This is a genomic window from Roseinatronobacter bogoriensis DSM 18756 (genome assembly GCF_004366635.1).
GTDB lineage: Bacteria > Pseudomonadota > Alphaproteobacteria > Rhodobacterales > Rhodobacteraceae > Roseinatronobacter > Roseinatronobacter bogoriensis.
In genome coordinates this window covers 79,556-100,824 of sequence record NZ_SORN01000003.1, presented here as the reverse complement: position 1 = coordinate 100,824, position 21,269 = coordinate 79,556, and the positions used below count along the sequence as shown (strand labels likewise).

Below are 21,269 nucleotides of genomic sequence, written 5' to 3'. Positions count from 1 at the left end.
AGGCGCGCCCTCGTATCGCCCTACCCACCCACCCGCGCCACGGGCGCGCGCAGGAGTGTGAACACCATGTCTGACTACAATTTCGCCTATCTGGACGAGGCCACCAAGCGCATGTTGCGCCGCGCCATCCTGAAAGCGGTTGCCATTCCGGGCTATCAGGTGCCGTTTTCCAGCCGTGAAATGCCCATGCCTTATGGCTGGGGCACAGGCGGGGTGCAGGTAACCGCAGCCTGCCTTGTGCCCGAAGATACGTTGAAGGTGATTGACCAGGGCGCGGATGATACAACCAATGCCGTGTCTATTCGCAAGTTCTTTGCCCGTGTCGCAGGCGTCGCCACAACAGAAGCAACGGCCGAGGCCAGTATCATTCAAACCCGCCACCGCATTCCGGAAACCCCACTTTCCGAAGGGCAGATACTTGTCTTTCAAGTGCCGATCCCGGAGCCTTTGCGCTTTCTGGAACCACGCGAGACAGAAACACGCACGATGCACGCGCTGGAAGATTATGGGCTGATGCAGGTGCGCCTGTACGAAGATATTGCGCGTCACGGCGAGATCGCGCGCGCCTATGCTTACCCGGTGCGGGTTCAGGGGCGCTATGTCATGGACCCGTCACCGATCCCGAAATTTGACAACCCGAAACTGAACATGTCGCCTGCCTTGCAGTTGTTCGGGGCTGGGCGCGAATGCCGTATCTATGCGCTGCCACCCTTCACGCACGTCGAGAGCCTTGATTTTGAGGATTATCCTTTTCAGCCAAGCAAGGCCGCAGATCAGGCTTGCGCGATTTGCGAAGCCGCGGACAGCTATCTGGATGAAGTGATCACCGATGATACAGGGGGCCGGATGTTTGTGTGTTCGGACACCGATTATTGCGCCGCCCGCGTTGCGGCCCGACAGGGAGATGCCGCATGACACCGCTTTTGCAGGTTGAAGGTCTGTCTAAATCCTATGGCGCGCATCTGGGCTGCAAGGATGTGAATTTCACGCTTTGGCCCGGCGAGGTGATGGGGATCGTGGGAGAAAGCGGTTCAGGGAAATCGACGCTTCTGAATTGCCTTGCGGGACACCTGGCCCCGGATGCTGGCCGCGTGATCCTTGATACGCGCGACAAGGGGCCGCGTGATACTGTTGCGATGAGCGAGGCAGAACGCCGCTGGCTGGCGCGCACGGATTGGGCATTTGTCCACCAGAACCCGCGCGACGGTTTGCGCATGAATGTCAGCGCTGGCGGCAATGTGGGCGAACGGCTGATGGCCGTTGGCGCGCGCCATTACGGGGACATCCGGGCACAGGCGAGCGACTGGCTGGCGCGCGTGGAAATTGATGCGGCCCGCGTGGACGACCGCCCCCGCGCCTTCTCGGGCGGAATGCAGCAAAGGCTGCAAATCGCGCGCAATCTGGTGACAGGGCCGCGACTGGTCTTCATGGATGAACCCACAGGCGGGCTTGACGTCAGCGTGCAGGCGCGACTGCTGGACCTGCTGCGCGGGTTGGTGCGGCGGCTGGGATTGTCGGCCGTGATTGTCACGCATGATCTGGCCGTGGTGCGGCTGCTGGCCGACCGGCTGATGGTGATGAAAGACGGGCATGTGGTCGAAGACGGGCTGACCGATCAGGTCCTCGACGACCCGCAACATGCCTATACACAGCTTTTGGTCAGTTCAGTGCTTCAGGCCTGACGCACTGTGCGCGGGGCTGTGTGGGATTGAGTATTTTTGGCAAGAAAATGAGGGCGCGGGAATGATTGAGATTGCAGGTGTGGGCAAACAATTCGTTTTGCACAATCAAGGCGGCGCGGTCTTGCCAGTGATGACAGGGGCAAGCCTGTCTGTGGGGGCAGGCGAATGCGTGGCACTGGTCGGTGCCTCGGGGGCGGGGAAGTCGACCCTGATGCGGATGATCTGGGGAAATTACCGCTGTGAAGAAGGTTCAATCAACGTGGCTGGGACAGAGCTGTGCCGCGCGGCCCCGCGTGTTGTGCTGGAGTTGCGGCGCAGCACCCTGGGCTATGTCAGCCAGTTTCTGCGGGTTATCCCGCGCATTCCAACGCGCCAGATCGTGGCAGAGCCCTTGTTGGCGCAGGGCATTGACGAGGACGCGGCCTTGGCGAAGGCAGAAGGGCTGTTGGAGCGCCTGAACCTCCCGCAACGGCTATGGTCGCTGTCCCCGACCACATTTTCGGGGGGCGAGCAACAGCGTGTAAATATCGCGCGGGGCTTTATTCAGGATTGGCCTGTGATGCTGCTGGATGAGCCGACGGCCAGCCTGGATGCTGCGAACCGCGCCGTGGTTCTGGACCTTATACTGGAGGCCAAAGCGCGTGGTGCCGCCATATTGGGGATATTCCATGACGCAGACGCGCGCGCAGCCGTCTGTGATCGAGAGGTGGATGTGACGGGGTTTACCCCGACAAAGGAGGCCGCATGACGGGGGTTCTTGTCGCCATTGTCGGCCCGTCAGGGGTGGGCAAAGACACATTGATCGACGCCCTTGCAAAAGCGAGGCCAGATATTGTCAAGGTCCGCCGCATTGTGACGCGCGCCGCAGATGCTGGCGGCGAGGCGCATCTCGCCGTCTCTCAGGCGCAGTTTGAGGCGCAAAGGGCAGCCGGGTGTTATGCCTTTGACTGGCGGGCGCATGGGTTGCGCTATGCCATACCTGCCAGCATCAATGATCATCTCGCGCAGGGGCGCATCGTGGTTTTCAACGGCTCTCGCAAAGCCTTGCCGGAGATACAGCAGGCCTATCCGGGGTTGTTGGTGTTGATGATAACAGCCTCGCACGAGGTTTTGGCACAGCGTTTGCAGACACGCGGTCGCGAGGATGCGCAGGCGATTGCTGCCCGTCTGTCGCGCGCTGATCTGGATGCGCCCGTCGGTGCTGTGACGATCCGCAATGACACCACGATTGAAGACGCGCTTGCGCAAATGCTGGCCGCGATCAGCCGCGCAACGGAACGCGCCTGAGAAGATGGAAGCGCCCTGCCTCATCCTCTCCAAAGATGCAAAGCGCATCAAGCGTCAAGGGTGCCTGCAACGCAGGGGTAAACCATGCATGGGCGGCGCGCAGCGCGTCGGTCATGGCTTTGGCACCCAGCCGCCCTGTCAGCGTGATATGAAATTGAAATTCCTCCATGACATAAGGATAGCCCCAAAGCTGCAAGAGTTCTTCTTGCCGTGGGCTAAGACCGGCAGCACGGCGGCGGGCAAGCGCCTGTGCGGACAAGGTGGCGCGGAAAGGGTCGAGCGCTTTGACAATCAGCGCGGCCCCATCCGTCAGGGCCTGGGTCTGGGTTTCGGGCACAATGGCAAGAAACCCGTCAAGACAGCGCAGACACAGTTGGCCCATATCCACCGGCGCAAGTCCTTGGGCGAGTGTTTCGACCGCATCGAAGAGGGTAGCGGGCGGGCAGGCAAGGTGCATCGGGGCCTTCAGGGTCGCATGCAACCCGTATTTACGCGGTGCCTCGGTAATCTCTGCCAGATCAAGGCCAAGCTCTGGGTGGGGGCAGGCGATGGCAGCCTCTGCGTCCCAGCCCAGCCATCTGGACCCCGCAAACGCAAGCTCGGTGCCCGGTGCCGGCGCGTAATAGACTGCAAATCGCTGAAATCTTTCCAGCATTCGATCCTCCTCGACAGCTTGCTCCGGGCCTCGCACAGGACTGTGACAACGCCGTGACGCCTAGAATAAGGACCAAAGAAATGACAGAGCATGTCTTCGCAAATTCTATGCTTGTGCTGCCCGACGAGGTCAAGCGCGGGGCTGTCGTCATCCGGGACGGGGTGATTGTGGCCATCGAGGATGGCGCGCATGTGCCAAAGGGCGCACAGGATTGCGACGGTGATCTGCTGGCACCGGGCTTGATTGAACTGCATACGGACAATCTGGAACGCCATCTTTCCCCCCGCCCCGGGGTGGACTGGCCGCATGCCAGCGCCCTGATTGCCCATGATCGAGAATTGGCAGGCACAGGCATTACCACGGTTTATGACGCGCTGCGTATTGGGTCACTGCTGCGCGACGATGCACGTGGGCGAGGCCGCTATGCGCGCGCTTTGGCCACTGAGATTCTGGAGATGCGCGAATTGGGCGCATTGCAGATCAGTCACTACCTGCATCTGCGCGCCGAAATATGTTCTGAGACCTTGTTGGATGAACTGGACGAATTCGGGCCGGTTGACCGGGTCGGGATTGTCAGCCTGATGGACCACACGCCCGGGCAGCGTCAGTTTTCCGATCTGGCCAAGCTGCGTGTTTATCTGAAAGGCAAATACGGCATGACAGACGCCGAATTTGACGATCACGTCGCCCGACAGCAGGCGCTGGGCGCACGCGTGCGTGCCCCCCATGAGGCGGCGGCGGTTGCTGCGGCGCATCGCTATGGCGCGACGCTTGCCAGCCATGATGATACGTCCGCAGCGCAAGTTTCGAACTCGGCGGCGCATGGCGTGCGTCTGGCCGAATTTCCTACCACGCTGGAAGCTGCGCAGGCGTGCCACGCGCATGAAATAGCGGTCATGATGGGCGCGCCCAACCTGATCCGCGGGGGGTCGCATTCCGGCAATGTCGCGGCATCGGTGCTTGCCTCGGCGGACCGACTGGATATTTTGTCATCAGACTATATTCCGGCGGCCTTGCTACAGGCGGCTATACGCTTGGGGCAATCCTGCAGCGACCTTGCAAAGGGCTTTCGCGCAGTCACATCTGCACCGGCGCGTGCAGTTGGGCTTGCTGACAGGGGCGCGCTGCGCATAGGGCTGCGCGCGGATCTGATCCGCGTGGCGCTACCCGGGTCGGTACCCATGCTGAAAGAGGTTTGGGTCAAGGGCGCGCGGGTGGCCTGAAACTAGTCTTGCCGCCTGGCTGCGATGCACCACGCGCCAGATTGTCTATTTGGCTTTCTGAAAAAGGGGGCCATGAATGTCTCAGGTTCGCTTTGGGGGACTTTGCCGTCATTCGGTTGCGCGGAATCAAGGCCGAAGGCCGCCGCGCATCGCCGTGCCGTGGGGCGGCCCGGCGATGCGCGGCTTGTCGAAACCATCCACCGTCCGCAACGCCCTCAAAACTTTCACTGCACCTCTTTCGTCAGAAGCCGGACGCCAATCGGCCTGCCTATCGTGTTGACAACCGCTTGAATGCCGCTGTCCGGTAGGGCGCGTTGCGGGCACCATAGCCGTTATAGCCACTCTTGCGCGACACGATTTCAAAGAAGAACCCGTCGCCATGTGGCATAGAGTAAAGCTGAAAGAACTCGCCTCCTAGCGGGTCACGATCATAGAGAATATTGGCCGCAACAAGATCAGCGACAAAACTATCGGACAGGTCGAAAGCGCTGGCCAGATCCTCATAATAGGATTGGGGAATTGGCAGGGCAGTGAAGCGCGTTGTTGCAAGCACACGCGCTGTTTCAAAAATATCATCGGTATGAAACGCAATATGCTGGACAGAGGCGCCATAGCTGTCTGACAGGAACCGCCCCGCAAAGGTGCGATGCGTGTCAACGCCATTCATCGTCAGTCTGAAACTGCCATCTTCTGTTTGCAGCGCCCGCGACCTTACCGGCCCGCCCGCATCTGCAACGCGTGTCTCTGACGCCTTGTCAACATCGAACAGTGCGGCATAGAACTGGGCCCAGCCCGGCAACTCATTCAATTGCATGACCTGGGCAAGGTGGTCGATGCGCCGTAGCCCTGCCTGCTTTACCCCTGTCACCTGCGGCAAGGGCACGAATTCGCGTTTCCAGACGCGGCGCAGATCGCTTTTGCGGTCCAGAAAATGCAGCACCGACCCCCCGACGCCACGAACCGCAGGGATATTCATTTCATCAGGGTGGCGTGTCTGGTGAAAGCGCCTTGCGCCCAGCGCTTCTGCACGACGGGCGGCGGCCTCGGCGTCAGGCACTGTCAGACCAATATCGCAAATGCTTGTACCATGCATGACCTGTGCAGAATGCGCGTAGCCCGTTGGTTCTGAATTCACCACGATCCGAATGTCATTTTGCTGCCATAGCGCAACCTGACGGGATTTGTGTTTCGCAACAGGCGCGAAGCCAAGACAAGATAACATGTGACCAAGTGAGCGCGCCTGATCTTCATTAGCGGTGAATTCCACAAAGGCCACATCCTCGACCCGCGACGGGGGCGGAAATGCTGGCAGGTTCAAGTTCAGGCTGGGTTCCGCGCGCCGGGCTGCATCCGCCAGGGTGACCAGCGCGCGATATCCGTCAAGTGCAAGGTTGCGCGTGCTGGGGCGTGACCTGTCCTGTCGCAGATCTAGCCCCAGTGCGCCGCTATACCCGGTTGCAAGCACAGCGCGCAGAAATGTCAGCAACGGCAAATCACCTTCACCCGGCAACTGACGAAATCCGCGCGACTTGAAATCAAGGTCCATCTCGACTGCGGGTGCATCGGCCATCTGAACGTGAAAAATCCGTTCAGCGGGAATGGCCCGGATGCCTTCAGGCGACAGGCCGCGGGCCAGAACATGAAAGCTGTCCAGAACCAGACCCAGCGCAGAATGGTCGGCGCGGCGAACGATTTCCCACGCATCACGGTAGTCGTTGATGTGGCGCGCCTGAGCGCGCGGCTCAAAGCCGATACGCAAACCCCGCGCTGCGGCGCGTTCGGCGGCATTGCGCAGATCATCGGCCATACGGTCAATACCGCCAAGGCTTTGGGGGTCGGATGGCGCCTTGAGGAGCAACAGTGGGGCATCCAGCGCGGAGATTATATCAAGGCGGCGTTCCAGTTGCGTCAGGGCACGCGCGCGGTCTGGCATTCCCGGCAGGGCCAGCGTGGTCTGAAACAGTGTCACGTCCAGCCCGTGGTCACGCACAAGCTTGCCTATTTCGCTTGGCGTACTTCCCTGCACTGCGAAATCCTGCTCGGAAATCTCGATCCCGTCAAAACCTGCTGCTGCAAAGGCGGCAAGCTTGTCTTCCAGCGTATCAGAAACAGAAAGTGACGAGATCGAGGTTTTCATGGCGCATACTCCGGTAGTCGCAGATCAGTCGGTGGTCGCATGTCCGCCCGTACCATCGGGCGAATAGATATCCAGAATGTTCCAGTGCCCCGAAGTTGGTGTCGGGTTATTGATCATCGCGACATCTATGACCGTTGGTCTGCCACTTGCGATCGCGGCTTCTAGTGCGGGCCGGAACTCGGCCGCGCTGCGAATACGAACCCCATCGCAGCCATAAGCCCGCGCAATCGCTGCGTAGTCTGGCGTCTGCTCGGTGCCATCAGCGGCGCGTGGAAAGGTGGTGCCATGGGTCAGGCCGTAATTGGCTTTTTGCAGCCCGGCGATGGTGCCATAGGCATTGTTGTTCATGATGACCCAGATCACAGGGGCGTTTTCGGCAACGGCCGTGGCCAGAACTGCCGGGTTCTGCCCGAAGCCGCCATCGCCCACCAGACTGATGACAACGCGCTCGGGTGCTGCGATCTTGGCGCCCACAGCCGCAGGCGGGCCGAAGCCCATGGTGGCAAAGCCGCCGGGGATCAGGATCGAGCCGGGGGTCAGAATGTCGAATTGCTGCGCCACGCCATTCTTGTTCCAGCCCACATCCGAGGTCAGGATGGCGTCATCGGGCATCGCGGCGCGCAAATCCGCGAGGATGCGCTCAGGCATCATCGGAAATGCGTCAGAGCTTTGCATCTCGATATTCTGCGCCGCGAATTCCGCGCGCTCGGCAGCGATTTTCTCGGCCAGACCCGGCGTCTTGCGGCCCTGTGGCAGCATTTCGCGCGCGACACGGGTCAGCACGCGCAACGCGGCTTTCAGATCGGCCACGGCCCCGATTTCGGCAGGGTAGTTGCGCCCGATTTCCTGCGGTTCAATGTCGATATGGATGAGTTTTGACCCATCGCCGCCAATGTTGAACGTGTAGCCCGGATACCAGCTGGAACAATCGGCCTCCTTGAACCGCGTCCCCAGCGCCAGAATCCAATCTGCGGCAAGCGTGGTTTCATTGGTGAATTTCATCCCCCAGAACCCGGTCATGCCGAGAGTCAGCGGGTGATCATCGGCCAGCACGCCCTTGCCCATCAGCGAATGGCTGACCGGAATTTGCATGTGATCGACGAAAGCGCGCAATTCATCATAGGCTTGGGCCAGCGCAATGCCGCCGCCCACATGAATGACCGGCGCTTTTGCATCGGCCAGATGCGCCACGATCTGGCGCGCGGTCTCGTCATCGAGCGACGGTTTGGCCAGAGCGCGTGGCCCGCCGCTGACCCGGTCCCAAAGCGCCACATCAATCTGCGCCGAGAAGAAATCCATCGGCACATTGACCAGAACCGGGCCGGGCTGACCAGATTCGGCCAGCGTGAAGGCTTTTTCCAGGATCTCCGGCAGCAGGTCAGGCGTGTCCACGCGCCATGCGCGTTTCACGAAGGGGCGGTAAATTTCATACTGGCTGGCATCGGCATGCAGGTTCACTTCCTGATGCGGGTGTTTGCCGTAATAGTAGCTGGGCACATCGCCCGCGATCACCACCATGGGGATGCAATCGAGCGCCGCATTGGCCACGCCCGTGGCCGCATTGGTCAGACCGGGCGAGAGATGCGACAACAGCACCGACGCCCGCCCTGTGACACGCGCATAACCATCGGCGGCATGGGCGCTGATCTGTTCATGGCGGACATTGATGAAGCGCAGACTGGTATTGGCCATCGCAGAAAGCACGGCGATATTGGTATGGCCGCACAGCCCGAAAATGTGGCGCACACCGCGCGCTTCGAGATAGCGGACCAGTTGCGGGGCCATCAGGTCGGTCTTGCCGGAGCGAAATGCACCATCCATCACATCACCTCTGTGTTGTAGAATTCGCCAAAAAGTTCCGCATCCGAGGGGCGGTCTTCGGGGATGGGCCGCGCGACCCATGTGACATTCATGTAGTGTTTCAGGCTGACATTCTCGTTCGTGATATTGCCGCCCCAGATGCCGCAACCAAGGCTGGAGGTCATCGGCATCCCGTTCGAGAAACTGCCCGCATTGGCCTTGGATTGCGGCTGACGCACCATCACCCGGCTGACAGGCGCATTCATCGCATGGCGCAGAATGTGGTCCTCGTTGAAGGAATAAATCCCGCAGCTATGGCCCTTGCCGCCCACCTCGTAGATAGCGCGGACCTTGGCCAGCGCATCGTCGAAATCCGCCGCGCGATAGAGCGCCATGACGACACAGAGCTTTTCGCCGGAAAACTTGTGTTCGCGCCCGATCTCGTCTTGCTCGACCATGATGAACTTGCGGTCATCTGGAATGATGAAGCCCGCGAACTCCGCGATGGCCTGGGCGGCGATTGCGACAGTTTCGACGCGGCGGCTGCCATCGTCTTTCCACAGCGCCTTGGCCAGCAGCGCCTTTTCCTCGGGCGAGCAGAGATAGCCGCCCTCAGCGATCAGGGCCGCGCGCATGGCGTCATAGATTTTGGCATGGATGACCAGATTGCCATCCGCCGAACAGCCCGACCCGAAATCCGAGGTCTTGGACAAGCGCGAATTCAGCGCCGCCTCAGTGATATCAGCGTCCTCGTCAATCACCATCGTCGCATTGCCCGCGCCCACGCCATAGGCGGGTTTACCGCTGGAATAGGCCGCCTGCACCATCGGCTTGCCGCCTGTGGCCATGGTCAGATCAGCCTGCGACATCAGGTATTCGGTCATCGGGATCGAGGGGTGTTCGACACATTGAAACAGATCACGCGGCGCGCCGAGTTTGGCCAGCGTCTCGCGCATGACGCGCACCATCTCGAATGTGGTCTGGCGCGCGCGCGGATGGGGCGAGAAGATCACCGCGTCCTTGCATTTGATCGCATAGATACCCGTCACCGGGGGCGTCAGTTCGGGGTTCGTGGTCGGGATCAGGCTCGCAATCACGCCTGCGGGTTTGGCGATCTTGGTCAGGCCCTTTTCAGGGTCTTGCTCGATCACGCCCACGGATTTGCCGCGCAGCGCATCTCGCAACACGCCAAGGATCTTGAAGCGCTTGCCTGCACGCCCTGCCCGGTCGCCAATACCGCTCTCATCGACACCCATTTGCGCAATGCGCAGAAAGGTCGTCTCATTGCCGCAGGCCCAGCCAAGCGCCTGCGCCAGACGGTCGACCTGCGCCTGATCGTAATCCTTGATCTCGTCCATTGCCGCGCGCGCACGCGCTATCATGGCATCGACCGTGGCGGTCTCTGCCTCTGTCAGTTCTCTGGCCATTTGGTCAGTTCTCCTGTGTTGCGGTCCTCATCGTGCCGCCGTGGATTGAAGCGCGTCCTCGCCCTCGAACACGGATTTGGCCGCGATCAGGCAATTTAGCGCATGTTGCTCTGGCCCGAATTCCGCGATGCGCTTGGCATGCGGCAATTCGATCGAGAGCGGGAGGTCGGGAAACAGGTAATTGACCGCCCAAAAGTCGATGGCCCCTTCGCCGGGATAGAGGCGGGCATCGCGGGCGGTCTGGATCATGGCGTCGCGCGTATAGGCCAGATCATCCGCATCGCAGATATGCAGGAAATTGATCCATTCCGGCGGCACGCGTTCCAGCGCCAGCAGCGGGGCCTTGTTGAAATGCATGTAAAGCGTATCGACCAGCACGCCTTGATTGCGCCGCCCGGTGCGTTCCAGAATGTCGATCACTTCTTCCAGCGTGGTCAGCCGTGAAAAGGCCGGGAATTCCAGATTGACACTCAGGCCAAACGGCGCGGCCAGATCACAGATTTCGGCGAAAGTTTCGACGATGAACTTGCGGTCATTGCGCACATCAGTCCAGGCGGAACAGATCACCTGGCTGGCGCCCAGCTCTGCGCCCGCCTCGAAAGCAGGCAGGAAGTCACGCGGATCAAGCCCGCGCAGGATGCGCATCAGCTCGATATCGAAGCATTTCAGGCCCGTTTCCGCCAAAGCGCGTTTGGTTTCGCGGATGATTTGCGGATCGGTCGGGTTGATGTCCGGCTCGCCCGCAACGCCCAGATGAAACAGCCGGTAGCTGACCAGATCGTAGCCTGTGCGCGCCGCCATATAGGTCTGTTCGGGCGGGGTCACGCCGGGAACGGTCAGATAAGAGAGGGCATAGGGATGGCTCATGCGACCTCCCTCAGCCAAGGGGGGCTTGGGACATGGCTTTGGCGGGCGGGCAACGCGCGGCCCAGAAGCGCCTCGGCCCGCGCAACGGGCGCGCGCAGCTTTTGCCAGTCGATGCCCGTGGCCAGCCCCATTTCTTCGCAGGCGAAGGCCAGATCTTCGGTGGCGACATTGCCAGTGGCCTCGGGCACAAACGGACAGCCACCAAGCCCCCCCATGGCCGCGTCAAAAATCCGCACGCCCGCTTGCAGACCGGCGAGCATATTCGCCAGCCCCAGCCCGCGCGTGTCATGCAGATGCAGCGACAGCGCCACATCTGGCCCGATGGCATCTTGCAGCTTGCGGCAGAGGTCAAAGACCTGCACCGGATTGGCGAGACCAGCCGTGTCGGCGATGTTGATTTCCTGCACCCCGAGGGCCGCAAATTCGCGGGCGATGGCGATCACGCGGGCAGGGTCGATGCGCCCCTCGAACCCGCAGCCAAGGGCGGATTGAATGCCTGCACGCACAGTGACCCCTTCGGACAGAGCGCGCTCGATCACGGGTGTGATAGCCGCGCGCCCCTCATCGACGCTGCGATTGGTGTTCTTGCGTGAATGCGTCTCCGAGGCCGAGATCGAGATCGACAGATGCCCCAGCCCCACGGCCAGCGCGCGGTCCAGCCCCGCGCCGTTCAGAACCAGCGCTGTATAGGTCACGCCCTCGTTGCGTGGCATCGCTTCGCAAAGCGCATCCGTGTCGGCCATTTGCGGCACCCATTTCGGATGCACGAAACTGCCGACCTGAATACGCCGCAGGCCAGCAGCTTCCAGCGCGGCCAGAAACTCCAGCTTTTCGGCAAGCGTGAAAATCCGCTCCTCATTCTGCAAGCCGTCGCGCAGAAACTCGTCTTCGATCAGGATATCGCCGGAAAATTGCATGCTCAGAACCCCAGGGCGCGCGGCAGGAAGGTGACGGTCTGCGGCACGAAAGTGATGATGAAAAGCACCAGCACCTCGACCAGAAAGAAGGGCATGATGCGCTTGATCAGCGGACCCATTCCGACCTTGGCCACGCCCTCGGCCACGAACAGGCATAACCCGAGGGGCGGCGTGATCAGACCGATCATCAGGTTGAAGATCACGATAATGCCGAAATGCGTGGGATCGACCCCCATGCTGACCGCAATCGGGTGCAGGATCGGCACCAGCACCAGCATCGCGGCAATCCCTTCAAGGAACAGCCCCACGACCAGAAAGAGAACGATCACCATCAGCAGGAACACAGTGGTGCTGTCGATATTGCCCATCACCCAATCGGTCAGCATGTTGGGGATGCGGTTATAGGTCAGCAGCCAGTTGCCTGCCGAAACAGCCGCCATGATGATCAGGATCACAGCGCTGTCGCGCATCGATTCCGAGAAGATGCGCGGCAGATCGCGCCAGTTGACCTCGCGGTAGATCAGCCCGCCCAGAACCAGCGCATAACCCACGGCAAAGGCGGCCGCCTCGGTCGGGGTGACCACGCCAAGGATGATCGACCCGACAACGAAAACCGGCATCATCAGCGGTAAAAACCCGCCAAGGATGGCGCCGAACTTGGCCGGGATCGCATCATAGGCCGCGCGGTCGGTGGCAGCACCAGGGCGGATGCGGCGGATCGTCAGCATAACATAGGCCGAAAGCGCTATCGCCAGCAGAATGCCGGGGCCGACACCGCCCAGAAACAGGGCGGGTACCGAAACCCCGGTTACTGTCAGCGCGTATATGATGACGGGAATGGATGGCGGAATAATCGGCCCGATCACCGAGCTTGCGGCAGTTAGCGCGGCGGCAAAATCGCGCGGGTAGCCGGCTTTTTCCATTTCGGGCACGAACACCCGACCGATGGCAGATGTGTCTGCAATGGCCGATCCCGACAGCCCAGCAAAGACAACACTGGCCCAGATATTGACCAGTGCCAGCCCCGCGCGCAGCCTGCCGACGATGACAATGGAAAATGCAATGATCCGATGCGTGATGCCCGAAGCATTCATTACCTCGCCCGCCAGAATGAAAAGCGGGATCGCCAGAAGCGGAAATGAATTCAGGCCACGAAACACCTCTGCCGCGACAATGCGTGCGTGATAGGGAGCAGGGGCAAATTCCATGAAGATGCCAAGTGATAGCAAGATCGCAAAGGCGATGGGCGCGCCCAGAACCAGCCCGAGGATGAGAATGAAAATGCTCATGGCGTCACCACGGGCAGCGGTGCGAACAGGCGCCGCAAAAGCTGGACAAATGCCGCCAGCGCCAACATGCCCCCACCAAGGACAAGGGCGAACTGCCACGGGCCCAAAGTGCCGAGTGTTGCGATCCAGGCCATGTCATATTCGCGTGAGAGGCCGCGCATGGTCGTGACCAGCCCGGATGCATCACGCCCGCCGCGACTTTCGATCAGCATCAAGCCGGATCGCGCCAGCAAAATACCCACGACGAGTGTCATCAGATCGACGATCAACGCAGCAATGCGCTGCAATCCCGGCTTCAGAAAATCCGTCAGCACCCTGAAGGCGATGTGGCGCTCTTGCATTGTTGCAAGGGCAATACCGAACATGACACCATAGATTGCCAGATAGACGGGCAATTCCTCGCCCCAGGGCCAGGACCGGCCAAGAAAGTAGCGGCGCAGCGAATTGACCAGGACAATCGCAAATATGCCAGCCATGCAGAGGCCCGCGCCAAAGGCAAAGGCGGCGCTCAGATATCTGTGCAAACGCTCCAGCATTGCTTGGTGCCTTTCAGGTTGACAAAACAGGCGCGCGCAGCGGATGCGCGCGCCAGAAATGACGATCAGCTATCAAGTGCAGCCTGTAGCCGGTCGATCCATTCGGCATCATCGCCCAACTCTTCGCGCAGCCATTCCAGAACAGCCGGTTGCGCCAGCTCACGGAACTGACCAAGCTCTTCGGCGGTCGGGGCATAGACCGTGACACCTTCGCTGGCCATCGCACTCAGCCCCTGTGCCGAATTGAACTGCTGGATCGCGCGGCCAACTGTCCCGGCAACCGTCGCCGCGCGTGCGACAACCGCCTGCTCTTGTTCACTCAGAGACTGGAAGAACTCGTCATTGATGACCAGAAAATCTGTGGCATAGACATGGCCTGAAAGCGTCAGGTGCTTTTGCAACTGGTGCAGGTTGTTGCCATAGATAACCCCGACGGGGTTTTCCTGCCCGTCAACTAGGCCGGTGGCCAGGGCATTCGGCACCTCGGTCCACGGAACGGGCGTAGGTTCGGCACCCAGCGCATTGACCATTTCGACATAAAGCGGGATCGGCTGAACGCGGAATTTCAGGCCTTCCATATCGGAAGGGTTGCGCACTTCGCGGGTGTTGTTGGTGAAGTGCCGCACGCCCGTCTCACCATAAGCCAGCGTGCGCAGGCCGGATTCTTCAAGGCAATGTTCGGCCAGTTCGTCGCCGAATGGCCCATCCAGAACCGACCATGCGACAGTGGCATCGGCAAAGGTGAATGGCACATCAAGAACTTGTGCCGCACGACATACCCGGCTCATCGCGCCGGAAACCATGACGACTTGCGTCAGCCCTTCTTGTGCCTGTTCAATCAATTCGTTTTCATTGCCAAGCGAGCCGGCCGGAAATAACTCGACCGTCAGATCAGACTCTCCCTCAACCAGCATTTTGAAGACTTCGGCGGCAGCACCTTTCTTGGAGGATGTCCATTCAGCCGGGTCCACATGGCCAAAGCGGATTGTCTGAGCGCTTGCAGCGCTTAACCCAAGGCCAAGCACAAGTGCTGCTAATGAGGTTGAAGTAATGGAACGCATGGTGTCCTCCCTTTTGCGTTATCAGGAAATCATTCGCGCGGGTTGCACGGTGGGTGCGGGCAGCGCGGCGTTAAAAGCTGCGCGCATTGCATCGGGATCGGGGTCAAGATCCGTGAACAGCGAAAAGGCGCGCACCGCTTGCCAAAGTGCCATTCCGGCCCCGTTCATAACCCTGCTGCCGCGTTCTTTCGCCGCTGTGATGAAAGCGGTCTGCATTGGGAAATAGATGATATCCGCGACCCACGCGCCGACGGGCAATGCCTCCACAGGCATCGGCAAACCGGGCAGTTTTTCCATGCCGACAGGGGATGCGTTGACAATGCCATCACAGCCCATCGCCGCCTGTGCAGGGTCCGTGACGACGCTTATGCGCGCCGGGTCATACTGGCTGGACAGTTGCGCCGCGAGGGCGGCGCTGCGGTCCGCCATGGGGTCATATATGCGCAGGTCTATCACGCCCTGCCCCAGTAGCGCAAAGGCGGTCGCAGCCCCTGCGCCGCCCGCGCCCAGTTGCAAAACGGCGCGGTGTTGAACACCTGACAAGTCCCGCCGGAACGCTTCGGCAAAGCCCCATATATCGGTGTTATGGCCCAGCCTGCGCCCGTTACGAAAAACCACCGTGTTCACAGCGCTGACGCCTTGGGCGTTCTGCGACAACTCGTCCATCAGCGGCAAGATTTCCTGCTTGCACGGGTAGGTTATGTTCAGCCCGTCAAACCCCATCCACTCCAGTTGCGACAGCAGGTCGGGCAATGGGATTGGCGCATGTGTGTTCAGATCAATCCGGCGATAGACAAGCGGCAAGCCCAGCGCGCGCGCAGCAGCCTCGTGCATTGCCGGAGTGCGCGAGCCCGCAATGCCTGCGCCGATCAAGCCTATCAGCAAAGACGCCTTGGTGCCTGCTTGCGTGTCCATTTTGCGAATCGTCCCCCCCGCTCCCTGAGACACGGAATGAACCATCTGGTTAATTATGTCAATTGCTTTTAACTATTCGGTACATTATGCAAAGGTGACGCTGGTATACCTGAGTGGCCTTGCCCTGATGACCGACACACAGACGCGAAAAAAATGGAAGCAAGACCCAGAGGCCGTGCAGGCGAATATCCTTGCTGCGGCGGCAGAGGAATTTGCCGAGCATGGCCTGACAGGTGCGCGCGTGGACGAAATCGCAGCCCGGACGCGCACATCCAAGCGTATGATCTATTACTATTTTGGTGATAAGGAATCGCTTTACCGGCAGGTACTTGAAGAAGCCTATCGCAAAGTACGCAGCGAAGAAGCAGCGCTTGACCTGACCTCGCTTGCGCCCCTTGACGCGTTGCGCAGGCTGGTCGAATTCACCTTCGACCACCACCGCGCAAACGAAGTTTTCATTCGGCTGGTCATGATTGAGAATGTCCATAAAGGACGCCATCTTTCAGAATCGTCACTTATTGCGCGCGTGAATGCCAGCGCGATCGAGCGCATTGAAGATATTTGCGCACGCGGTCAGAAAGACGGCAGCATCCGGCCCGACGTGTCCCCGCATGAGCTGCACTGGCTGATCAGCGCTGCGTGCTTTTTCAATATCTCGAATCGTTTCAGCTTCGGGATCAGCTTCGACAAGTCGCTATTCTCGGAACCCGGTCAACACAAACTTCGTGCCTTGACATGTGACGCAGTCATCGCAGCCGCACGCGGCAAGGTTTCCTGAGAGAGCCGGGTCAGGATCGCGGCCAGACTTATACAGCAGACAAGCACTGATGGCCCAGTCAACCACGTGGCCCCCAGCCACTATGGCCTAATTTCTTTGCGCGGAATCAAACTCTTTCATCGCAGTGAAGCAAAACCATAGACAAGCCAGCAACCACCTGTTTATGATTTGATCAAAATATTTGTTTGCTTGGCGGGGGCGTGCGTGACTAGGTCAGATACTGTGATTGTGAATGCCCGCGTGCTGGCAATGGATCCTGATCGGACACGGGCCAGCGCCATTGCCTTGGCCGCAGGCAAAGTAACCGCCATTGGCGAAGATGCCGAAATAATGGCACTGGCCGACACCGGGACGCGCGTGATCAATGCCCAAGGCCGCACGGTTCTGCCCGGCTTTATTGAAAGTCACCTGCATCTTTTCGTTGGCGCAGGAGAGCTGGACCATTTGCAACTGCTTGGGGTGGTGGGTTTTGATGCACTGTCCCAAGCTTTGCGCGACTATGCCACAAGCCATCCGGATTTACCTGTAATTCTTGGGCAAGGGTGCGATTACGATGTTGTGGGCCGCTCATTGACGCGGCAGGATCTGGACGCAATTCTGCCCGACCGCCCTGTCTGCGTCCTTGCGGCCGATCATCACACGGCATGGGCCAATACGCTGGCACTTGAACGAGCGGGCATATTGGAAGGGCGCAGTCTTGGGCGCGGCAATGAAATCGTCATGGGCAATGACGGGCTGGCCACAGGAGAGTTGCGGGAATTTCAGGCCAAGGCCCCTGTGCTTGCATTGGCCGGCGCGCACCGGATCATGGCCGGACTGGCCACAGGCAAAGACCCTGACCCATACCCGAGCGACGAAGAATTCGCGGCAGATTGCGAGATTATGGCCAAAGGGCTTGCGCATTGTGCAAGGCTTGGGCTGACCAGCCTGATAAATATGGATGGCAACCCCTACACCTTGCGCATTCTGGACCGTTTGCGCCGTGACGGGCGGCTGACCGCGCGGGTAAAGGTGCCGTTTCACTATGCCAGCGGCAGCACACTGGCCGATCTGGAAATCGCCAGCGAGATGGCGCAACAATATAACGACGACTGGCTGTCTTCGGGTTTCGTAAAGCTGTTCATGGATGGCGTTATCGACAGCGGAACGGCTGTCATGATCAATGACTACCCCGACCAGCCCGGCTGGCGAGGGGAGCCGCTTTGGTCGAAATCCGAGTTTGCCGCCATCGCCACAGAGGCGGACCGGTGCGGCCTTCAGATTGCGGTCCATGCGATTGGCGATGGTGCCGTGCGTCGGGTTCTGGATGGGTATGAAAGCGCACGACAGGTAAATGGCCCGCGCGATTCCCGCCACAGGATCGAGCATATTGAACTGATCGACCAAGGCGACATTGCGCGGCTGAAAGATCTTGGCGTTGTCGCCTCGATCCAGCCTATCCACGCCCCCGGGGCAAGTGACTTTCCTTTGCAGCCGACCATGAACAAGATCGGTCAGCACCGCTGGGGGGATGCCTATCTGCACAAAAGCCTTGCAGAAGCGGGCGTTCCACTGGCCTTTGCCAGTGACTGGCCGGTTGCCGACCTGAACCCGTTGCGTGGCATCCAATCCGCCTTGCAGCGCCCGGTTTATGAGGGGGCATCTGATGAACGCCTGAGCCTGCATGATATACTGGCGGCATATACGACCGGTGGGGCCATTGCGACGCATAGCGAAACCCGCAAGGGGCAGCTGCGCCCCGGGTATCTGGCCGATCTGGTTATCCTTGGCGGGGATATAGAGGCGGCGACACCAGAGGAAATCGGCACGATGCAGGTCGAGATGACCATTTGTGGTGGTCAGATTGTCTGGGAAAAGGAAAGTGCATTCTGACCCTGCGGGGCCATGAAAAGGACAGTAATAACGTGCGGCAGGAAATCGAAATCACCGGGTTGAACAAGTCCTTTGGGCAAGGTGCTTCTGCATTCCATGCGCTTAGCGATATCGACCTGAGCATCGGCAGTGGCGAATTCTTTACGCTGCTTGGCCCTTCCGGGTGCGGCAAGACCACACTCTTGCGTATCATCGCGGGTTTCGAGGAACCCAGCACGGGCGTATTGAAGGTCAATGGCAAGGACGTGACCGGGCTTGGCCCCAGCAAACGCCCTATCAATACGGTGTTTCAATCCTATGCCTTGTTTCCGCATATGAGCGTTGCGGATAACATCGGCTTCGGGCTGAAAATGCTGGGCAAGCCGAAGTCCGAAATCAAGGCAACCGTGGCCGAGATGTTGCAGCTTGTGCGCATGGAAGCGATGGCCGACCGACTGCCATCAGAAATTTCAGGCGGGCAACAACAACGCGTCGCCCTTGCGCGTGCGCTCGCACCGCGTCCGCGCGTGTTGTTGCTTGATGAACCGCTCAGCGCGCTTGACCTGAAGTTGCGCAAGGAAATGCAAAGCGAGCTTAAACGCCTACAGTCAGAGACGGGCATCACCTTTGTTTTTGTAACCCATGATCAGGAAGAAGCGCTGACCATGTCGGACCGGATCGCTGTCATGTCGGCGGGCGAAATCCTGCAGCTTGGGCCGCCAGAGGATATCTATAACGCGCCCGTCAATCGGTTCGTGGCTGATTTTATCGGCGATACGAACTTTCTGACCTTGCGTGTGAAGGGCATAGAAAACGGCGAAGCGGTATTGGAACTGCCCGGCGGCAAGCAGGCATCCGCGCGCCTGCCCAACAGCATCAGCCCACCTGTCGGCGCGCGTGTCACCGCCGTGATCCGACCAGAGCAGGCAGAGCCTACCGCAGCAGGACAGGGCGACATGCAAGCCGTTGTCGAAGCTGCCACCTTTTTTGGCACGGACACCCATCTGCATCTTTTGCTGGATGACGCGCAAGGTTTCGTGCTGCGCCGTCAGAACCGCCCCGACCAGCCAGCCCCCGCACCGGGGGCCAAGCTTGGCCTTTCCTTCGCGCCCGGCGCGTTGCGCGTGCTGGAGGATTAAGCGATGCGCGGGCATGGTTGGAAATGGCTGCTTTGCACTCCGGCGTTGATTGTTCTGCTTCTGGCGGCGTCCGGCCCCTTGCTGATCGTGGCGGTCTATTCTTTCCTCAGTCCGGGCAATATGGGCGGTGTCAGTTGGGAATTCACACTGGATGCGTGGTTCCGGGTATTTTTCCGACGTGACATTTTTGAACCCGATCTTGTCGAATGGAACACTGCGCATCTGCAAGTTTTCTGGCGCTCGATCTGGCTGTCATTGCAAACCACGTTCATCTGCGCTTTTCTGGGCTTTCCGACCGCCTGGTTCATTGCGACCCGCCCGCGCCACACGCGGACCATCTGGTTGTTTCTGATCACAATCCCCTTCTGGACCAATCTGCTGATCCGCACATTCGCCATTCAGGAAATGATCCGCAACAACGGCACGATCAATGCAGTGTTGATGTGGACAGGGGTGATCGACAGCCCCATCCAGATGATGTTCACCGAATTTGCGGTGCTTCTGGGCATGGCTTATGTGTTTTTGCCGCTGATGGTGTTGCCGCTATACGCCGCAATGGAAAAGATGGATTTCAGCTTGGTCGAGGCGGGATATGACCTTTATGCCAGCCGGTTGAATGTGCTGTGGCATGTCATCCTGCCACAAGTGAAACCGGGCTTCATTGCTGGGTCCATCCTCGTCTTCATCCCTGCAATTGGTGCCTATGTAACACCGCGTATTCTGGGAGGGGGGCGGACAATGATGCTGGGCAACCTGATCGCACTGCAATTCGGGCAGGGCCGGAATTGGCCCCTAGGCGCGGCGCTGGCGCTGCTGATGCTGGTCGTTGTTGTGGGTGCGCTGATCTTCTACCTTCGCGTCGTTGGCCGGAATGATGAGGTGCGTCGTGGCTAAAGCGCGCTTTTCGATAACCCAACTGCCCGGCTTTGGGCTGATCGCCATCGTGACCTTTGTCATGCTGTATCTGCCCATCATCATCCTGGTGGTTTTCTCTTTCAATGAAGGCGTTTCGCAGTCGCGCTGGGAAGGGTTTTCGCTGCAATGGTATCAAGCTGCGTTTAACAATACGCAGGTGCGCGATGTGTCGCTACGCTCTCTGTGGTTGGCGGTCACTGCCTCGGGCCTTGCAACAGCGCTTGCAACATTGGCGGCCCTTGGGACCACCCGCGTAGGGCGCTTTCCGGGCCAGACCATGATTTATGCGCTGATCAACCAACCCCTGATGGTGCCTGAAATTGTAACCGGCATCGCGCTTCTGATCTTCGTGGCCGCGATCAAGGTCCAGACAGGCTATACTGGTATGGGCTATCTGGTCGCGGCGCATACGGCATTTTGCATTCCCTTTGCCTATCTGCCGATCCGCGCAAGGCTGGAAACGCTTGATCACGCATTAGAGGCGGCAGCGGCCGATCTTTACGCATCCCCTATTCAGGCATTTCGGTATATCACGCTGCCTCTGATGATACCGGGCATTCTGGCCGGGTTCATGCTGGGCTTTGTAATCTCGCTCGATACAGTGGTGATTACCGAATTTGTGAAATCCGCAGGGCAGGATACGCTACCCACATATATGCTTGGTCAGCTTCGCCGGACAGTAACACCGGAAATGAATGCCATTGCCACACTGTTTCTCGCGCTGTCGCTGGTGATTGTGACAGCATTCTTCCTCATCACCCGCACCCGTGGGCGCTGAGGGTTCTACCAC

General features: G+C 59.7%; 20 protein-coding genes. 10 read left to right on the top strand and 10 right to left on the bottom strand.

Annotated features, from left to right (window positions below):
* Positions 1 to 66: 66 nt before the first annotated feature.
* The 4 genes from EV660_RS08725 (at position 67) to phnN (ending at position 2,969) form a co-directional block, all read left to right on the top strand.
* A complete protein-coding gene (locus EV660_RS08725) occupies positions 67 to 915 on the top strand; it encodes an alpha-D-ribose 1-methylphosphonate 5-phosphate C-P-lyase PhnJ (RefSeq protein ID WP_071479860.1) in 849 nt (282 codons plus the stop codon).
* Entirely contained in the window at positions 912 to 1,682 is a 771-nt protein-coding gene (phnK, locus tag EV660_RS08720) for a phosphonate C-P lyase system protein PhnK (protein ID WP_071479861.1), read from the top strand. The genes EV660_RS08725 and phnK overlap by 4 nt, the downstream gene beginning before the upstream one ends.
* A 61-nt stretch (positions 1,683 to 1,743) precedes the next feature.
* Positions 1,744 to 2,430 carry a phosphonate C-P lyase system protein PhnL gene (phnL, locus tag EV660_RS08715; protein WP_071479862.1) on the top strand — a complete coding sequence of 229 codons (687 nt, stop codon included), beginning with the start codon at positions 1,744 to 1,746 and terminating at the stop codon, positions 2,428 to 2,430.
* Positions 2,427 to 2,969, top strand: coding sequence for a phosphonate metabolism protein/1,5-bisphosphokinase (PRPP-forming) PhnN (gene phnN, locus EV660_RS08710; protein WP_071479863.1), 543 nt, complete (start codon positions 2,427 to 2,429; stop codon positions 2,967 to 2,969). Before phnL ends, phnN begins: the two co-directional genes overlap by 4 nt.
* Here the strand turns inward: phnN and EV660_RS08705 are convergent.
* A complete protein-coding gene (locus tag EV660_RS08705; protein ID WP_071479864.1) occupies positions 2,944 to 3,624 on the bottom strand; it encodes a DUF1045 domain-containing protein in 681 nt (226 codons plus the stop codon). The genes phnN and EV660_RS08705 overlap by 26 nt on opposite strands.
* Positions 3,625 to 3,704: 80 nt before the next feature.
* Between EV660_RS08705 and EV660_RS08700 the strand changes: the two genes are divergently transcribed.
* Positions 3,705 to 4,847: an alpha-D-ribose 1-methylphosphonate 5-triphosphate diphosphatase gene (locus EV660_RS08700; protein WP_071479865.1), complete on the top strand. Its 1,143-nt coding sequence runs from the start codon at positions 3,705 to 3,707 to the stop codon at positions 4,845 to 4,847.
* 268 nt (positions 4,848 to 5,115) lie between these two features.
* Here the strand turns inward: EV660_RS08700 and EV660_RS08695 are convergent, their stop codons facing one another.
* The 9 genes from EV660_RS08695 to EV660_RS08655 form a co-directional block, all read right to left on the bottom strand.
* Positions 5,116 to 6,984: a bifunctional sugar phosphate isomerase/epimerase/4-hydroxyphenylpyruvate dioxygenase family protein gene (locus EV660_RS08695; protein ID WP_071479866.1), complete on the bottom strand. Its 1,869-nt coding sequence runs from the start codon at positions 6,982 to 6,984 to the stop codon at positions 5,116 to 5,118.
* A 24-nt stretch (positions 6,985 to 7,008) separates the two neighbouring features.
* Positions 7,009 to 8,805, bottom strand: a complete 1,797-nt coding sequence (locus tag EV660_RS08690; RefSeq protein WP_071479867.1) for a thiamine pyrophosphate-binding protein — start codon at positions 8,803 to 8,805, stop codon at positions 7,009 to 7,011.
* Positions 8,805 to 10,211 (bottom strand): aldehyde dehydrogenase family protein, encoded by a 1,407-nt coding sequence (locus tag EV660_RS08685; protein ID WP_071479868.1) that lies wholly within the window; start codon positions 10,209 to 10,211, stop codon positions 8,805 to 8,807. Before EV660_RS08685 ends, EV660_RS08690 begins: the two co-directional genes overlap by 1 nt.
* Before the next feature lie 27 nt (positions 10,212 to 10,238).
* Positions 10,239 to 11,078 carry a sugar phosphate isomerase/epimerase family protein gene (locus tag EV660_RS08680; RefSeq protein ID WP_071479869.1) on the bottom strand — a complete coding sequence of 280 codons (840 nt, stop codon included), beginning with the start codon at positions 11,076 to 11,078 and terminating at the stop codon, positions 10,239 to 10,241.
* Positions 11,075 to 11,995: a hydroxymethylglutaryl-CoA lyase gene (locus EV660_RS08675; RefSeq protein WP_071479870.1), complete on the bottom strand. Its 921-nt coding sequence runs from the start codon at positions 11,993 to 11,995 to the stop codon at positions 11,075 to 11,077. The genes EV660_RS08680 and EV660_RS08675 overlap by 4 nt, the downstream gene beginning before the upstream one ends.
* Positions 11,996 to 11,997: 2 nt before the next feature.
* Positions 11,998 to 13,284: a TRAP transporter large permease gene (locus EV660_RS08670; protein ID WP_071479871.1), complete on the bottom strand. Its 1,287-nt coding sequence runs from the start codon at positions 13,282 to 13,284 to the stop codon at positions 11,998 to 12,000.
* Positions 13,281 to 13,820: a TRAP transporter small permease gene (locus EV660_RS08665; RefSeq protein WP_084634713.1), complete on the bottom strand. Its 540-nt coding sequence runs from the start codon at positions 13,818 to 13,820 to the stop codon at positions 13,281 to 13,283. The genes EV660_RS08670 and EV660_RS08665 overlap by 4 nt, the downstream gene beginning before the upstream one ends.
* A 65-nt stretch (positions 13,821 to 13,885) precedes the next feature.
* Positions 13,886 to 14,881, bottom strand: coding sequence for a DctP family TRAP transporter solute-binding subunit (locus EV660_RS08660; RefSeq protein WP_071479872.1), 996 nt, complete (start codon positions 14,879 to 14,881; stop codon positions 13,886 to 13,888).
* A 21-nt stretch (positions 14,882 to 14,902) separates the two neighbouring features.
* Positions 14,903 to 15,796: a shikimate dehydrogenase gene (locus tag EV660_RS08655; RefSeq protein WP_071479873.1), complete on the bottom strand. Its 894-nt coding sequence runs from the start codon at positions 15,794 to 15,796 to the stop codon at positions 14,903 to 14,905.
* 127 nt (positions 15,797 to 15,923) lie between these two features.
* Between EV660_RS08655 and EV660_RS08650 the strand changes: the two genes are divergently transcribed.
* The 5 genes from EV660_RS08650 (at position 15,924) to EV660_RS08630 (ending at position 21,257) form a co-directional block, all read left to right on the top strand.
* Complete coding sequence (locus EV660_RS08650) at positions 15,924 to 16,574, top strand: TetR/AcrR family transcriptional regulator (RefSeq protein ID WP_071481920.1); 651 nt, start codon at positions 15,924 to 15,926, stop codon at positions 16,572 to 16,574.
* Between the two features lie 204 nt (positions 16,575 to 16,778).
* The gene (locus tag EV660_RS08645; RefSeq protein ID WP_232727356.1) at positions 16,779 to 18,446 is read left to right on the top strand and encodes an amidohydrolase; all 1,668 of its coding nucleotides are present in this window, start codon (positions 16,779 to 16,781) and stop codon (positions 18,444 to 18,446) included.
* A gap of 32 nt (positions 18,447 to 18,478) precedes the next feature.
* Positions 18,479 to 19,564: an ABC transporter ATP-binding protein gene (locus tag EV660_RS08640; protein WP_071479874.1), complete on the top strand. Its 1,086-nt coding sequence runs from the start codon at positions 18,479 to 18,481 to the stop codon at positions 19,562 to 19,564.
* Between the two features lie 3 nt (positions 19,565 to 19,567).
* Entirely contained in the window at positions 19,568 to 20,458 is an 891-nt protein-coding gene (locus EV660_RS08635; RefSeq protein ID WP_071479875.1) for an ABC transporter permease, read from the top strand.
* Positions 20,459 to 20,519: 61 nt separating this feature from the next.
* Positions 20,520 to 21,257 carry an ABC transporter permease gene (locus EV660_RS08630; protein ID WP_375781728.1) on the top strand — a complete coding sequence of 246 codons (738 nt, stop codon included), beginning with the start codon at positions 20,520 to 20,522 and terminating at the stop codon, positions 21,255 to 21,257.
* Positions 21,258 to 21,269: the final 12 nt, after the last annotated feature.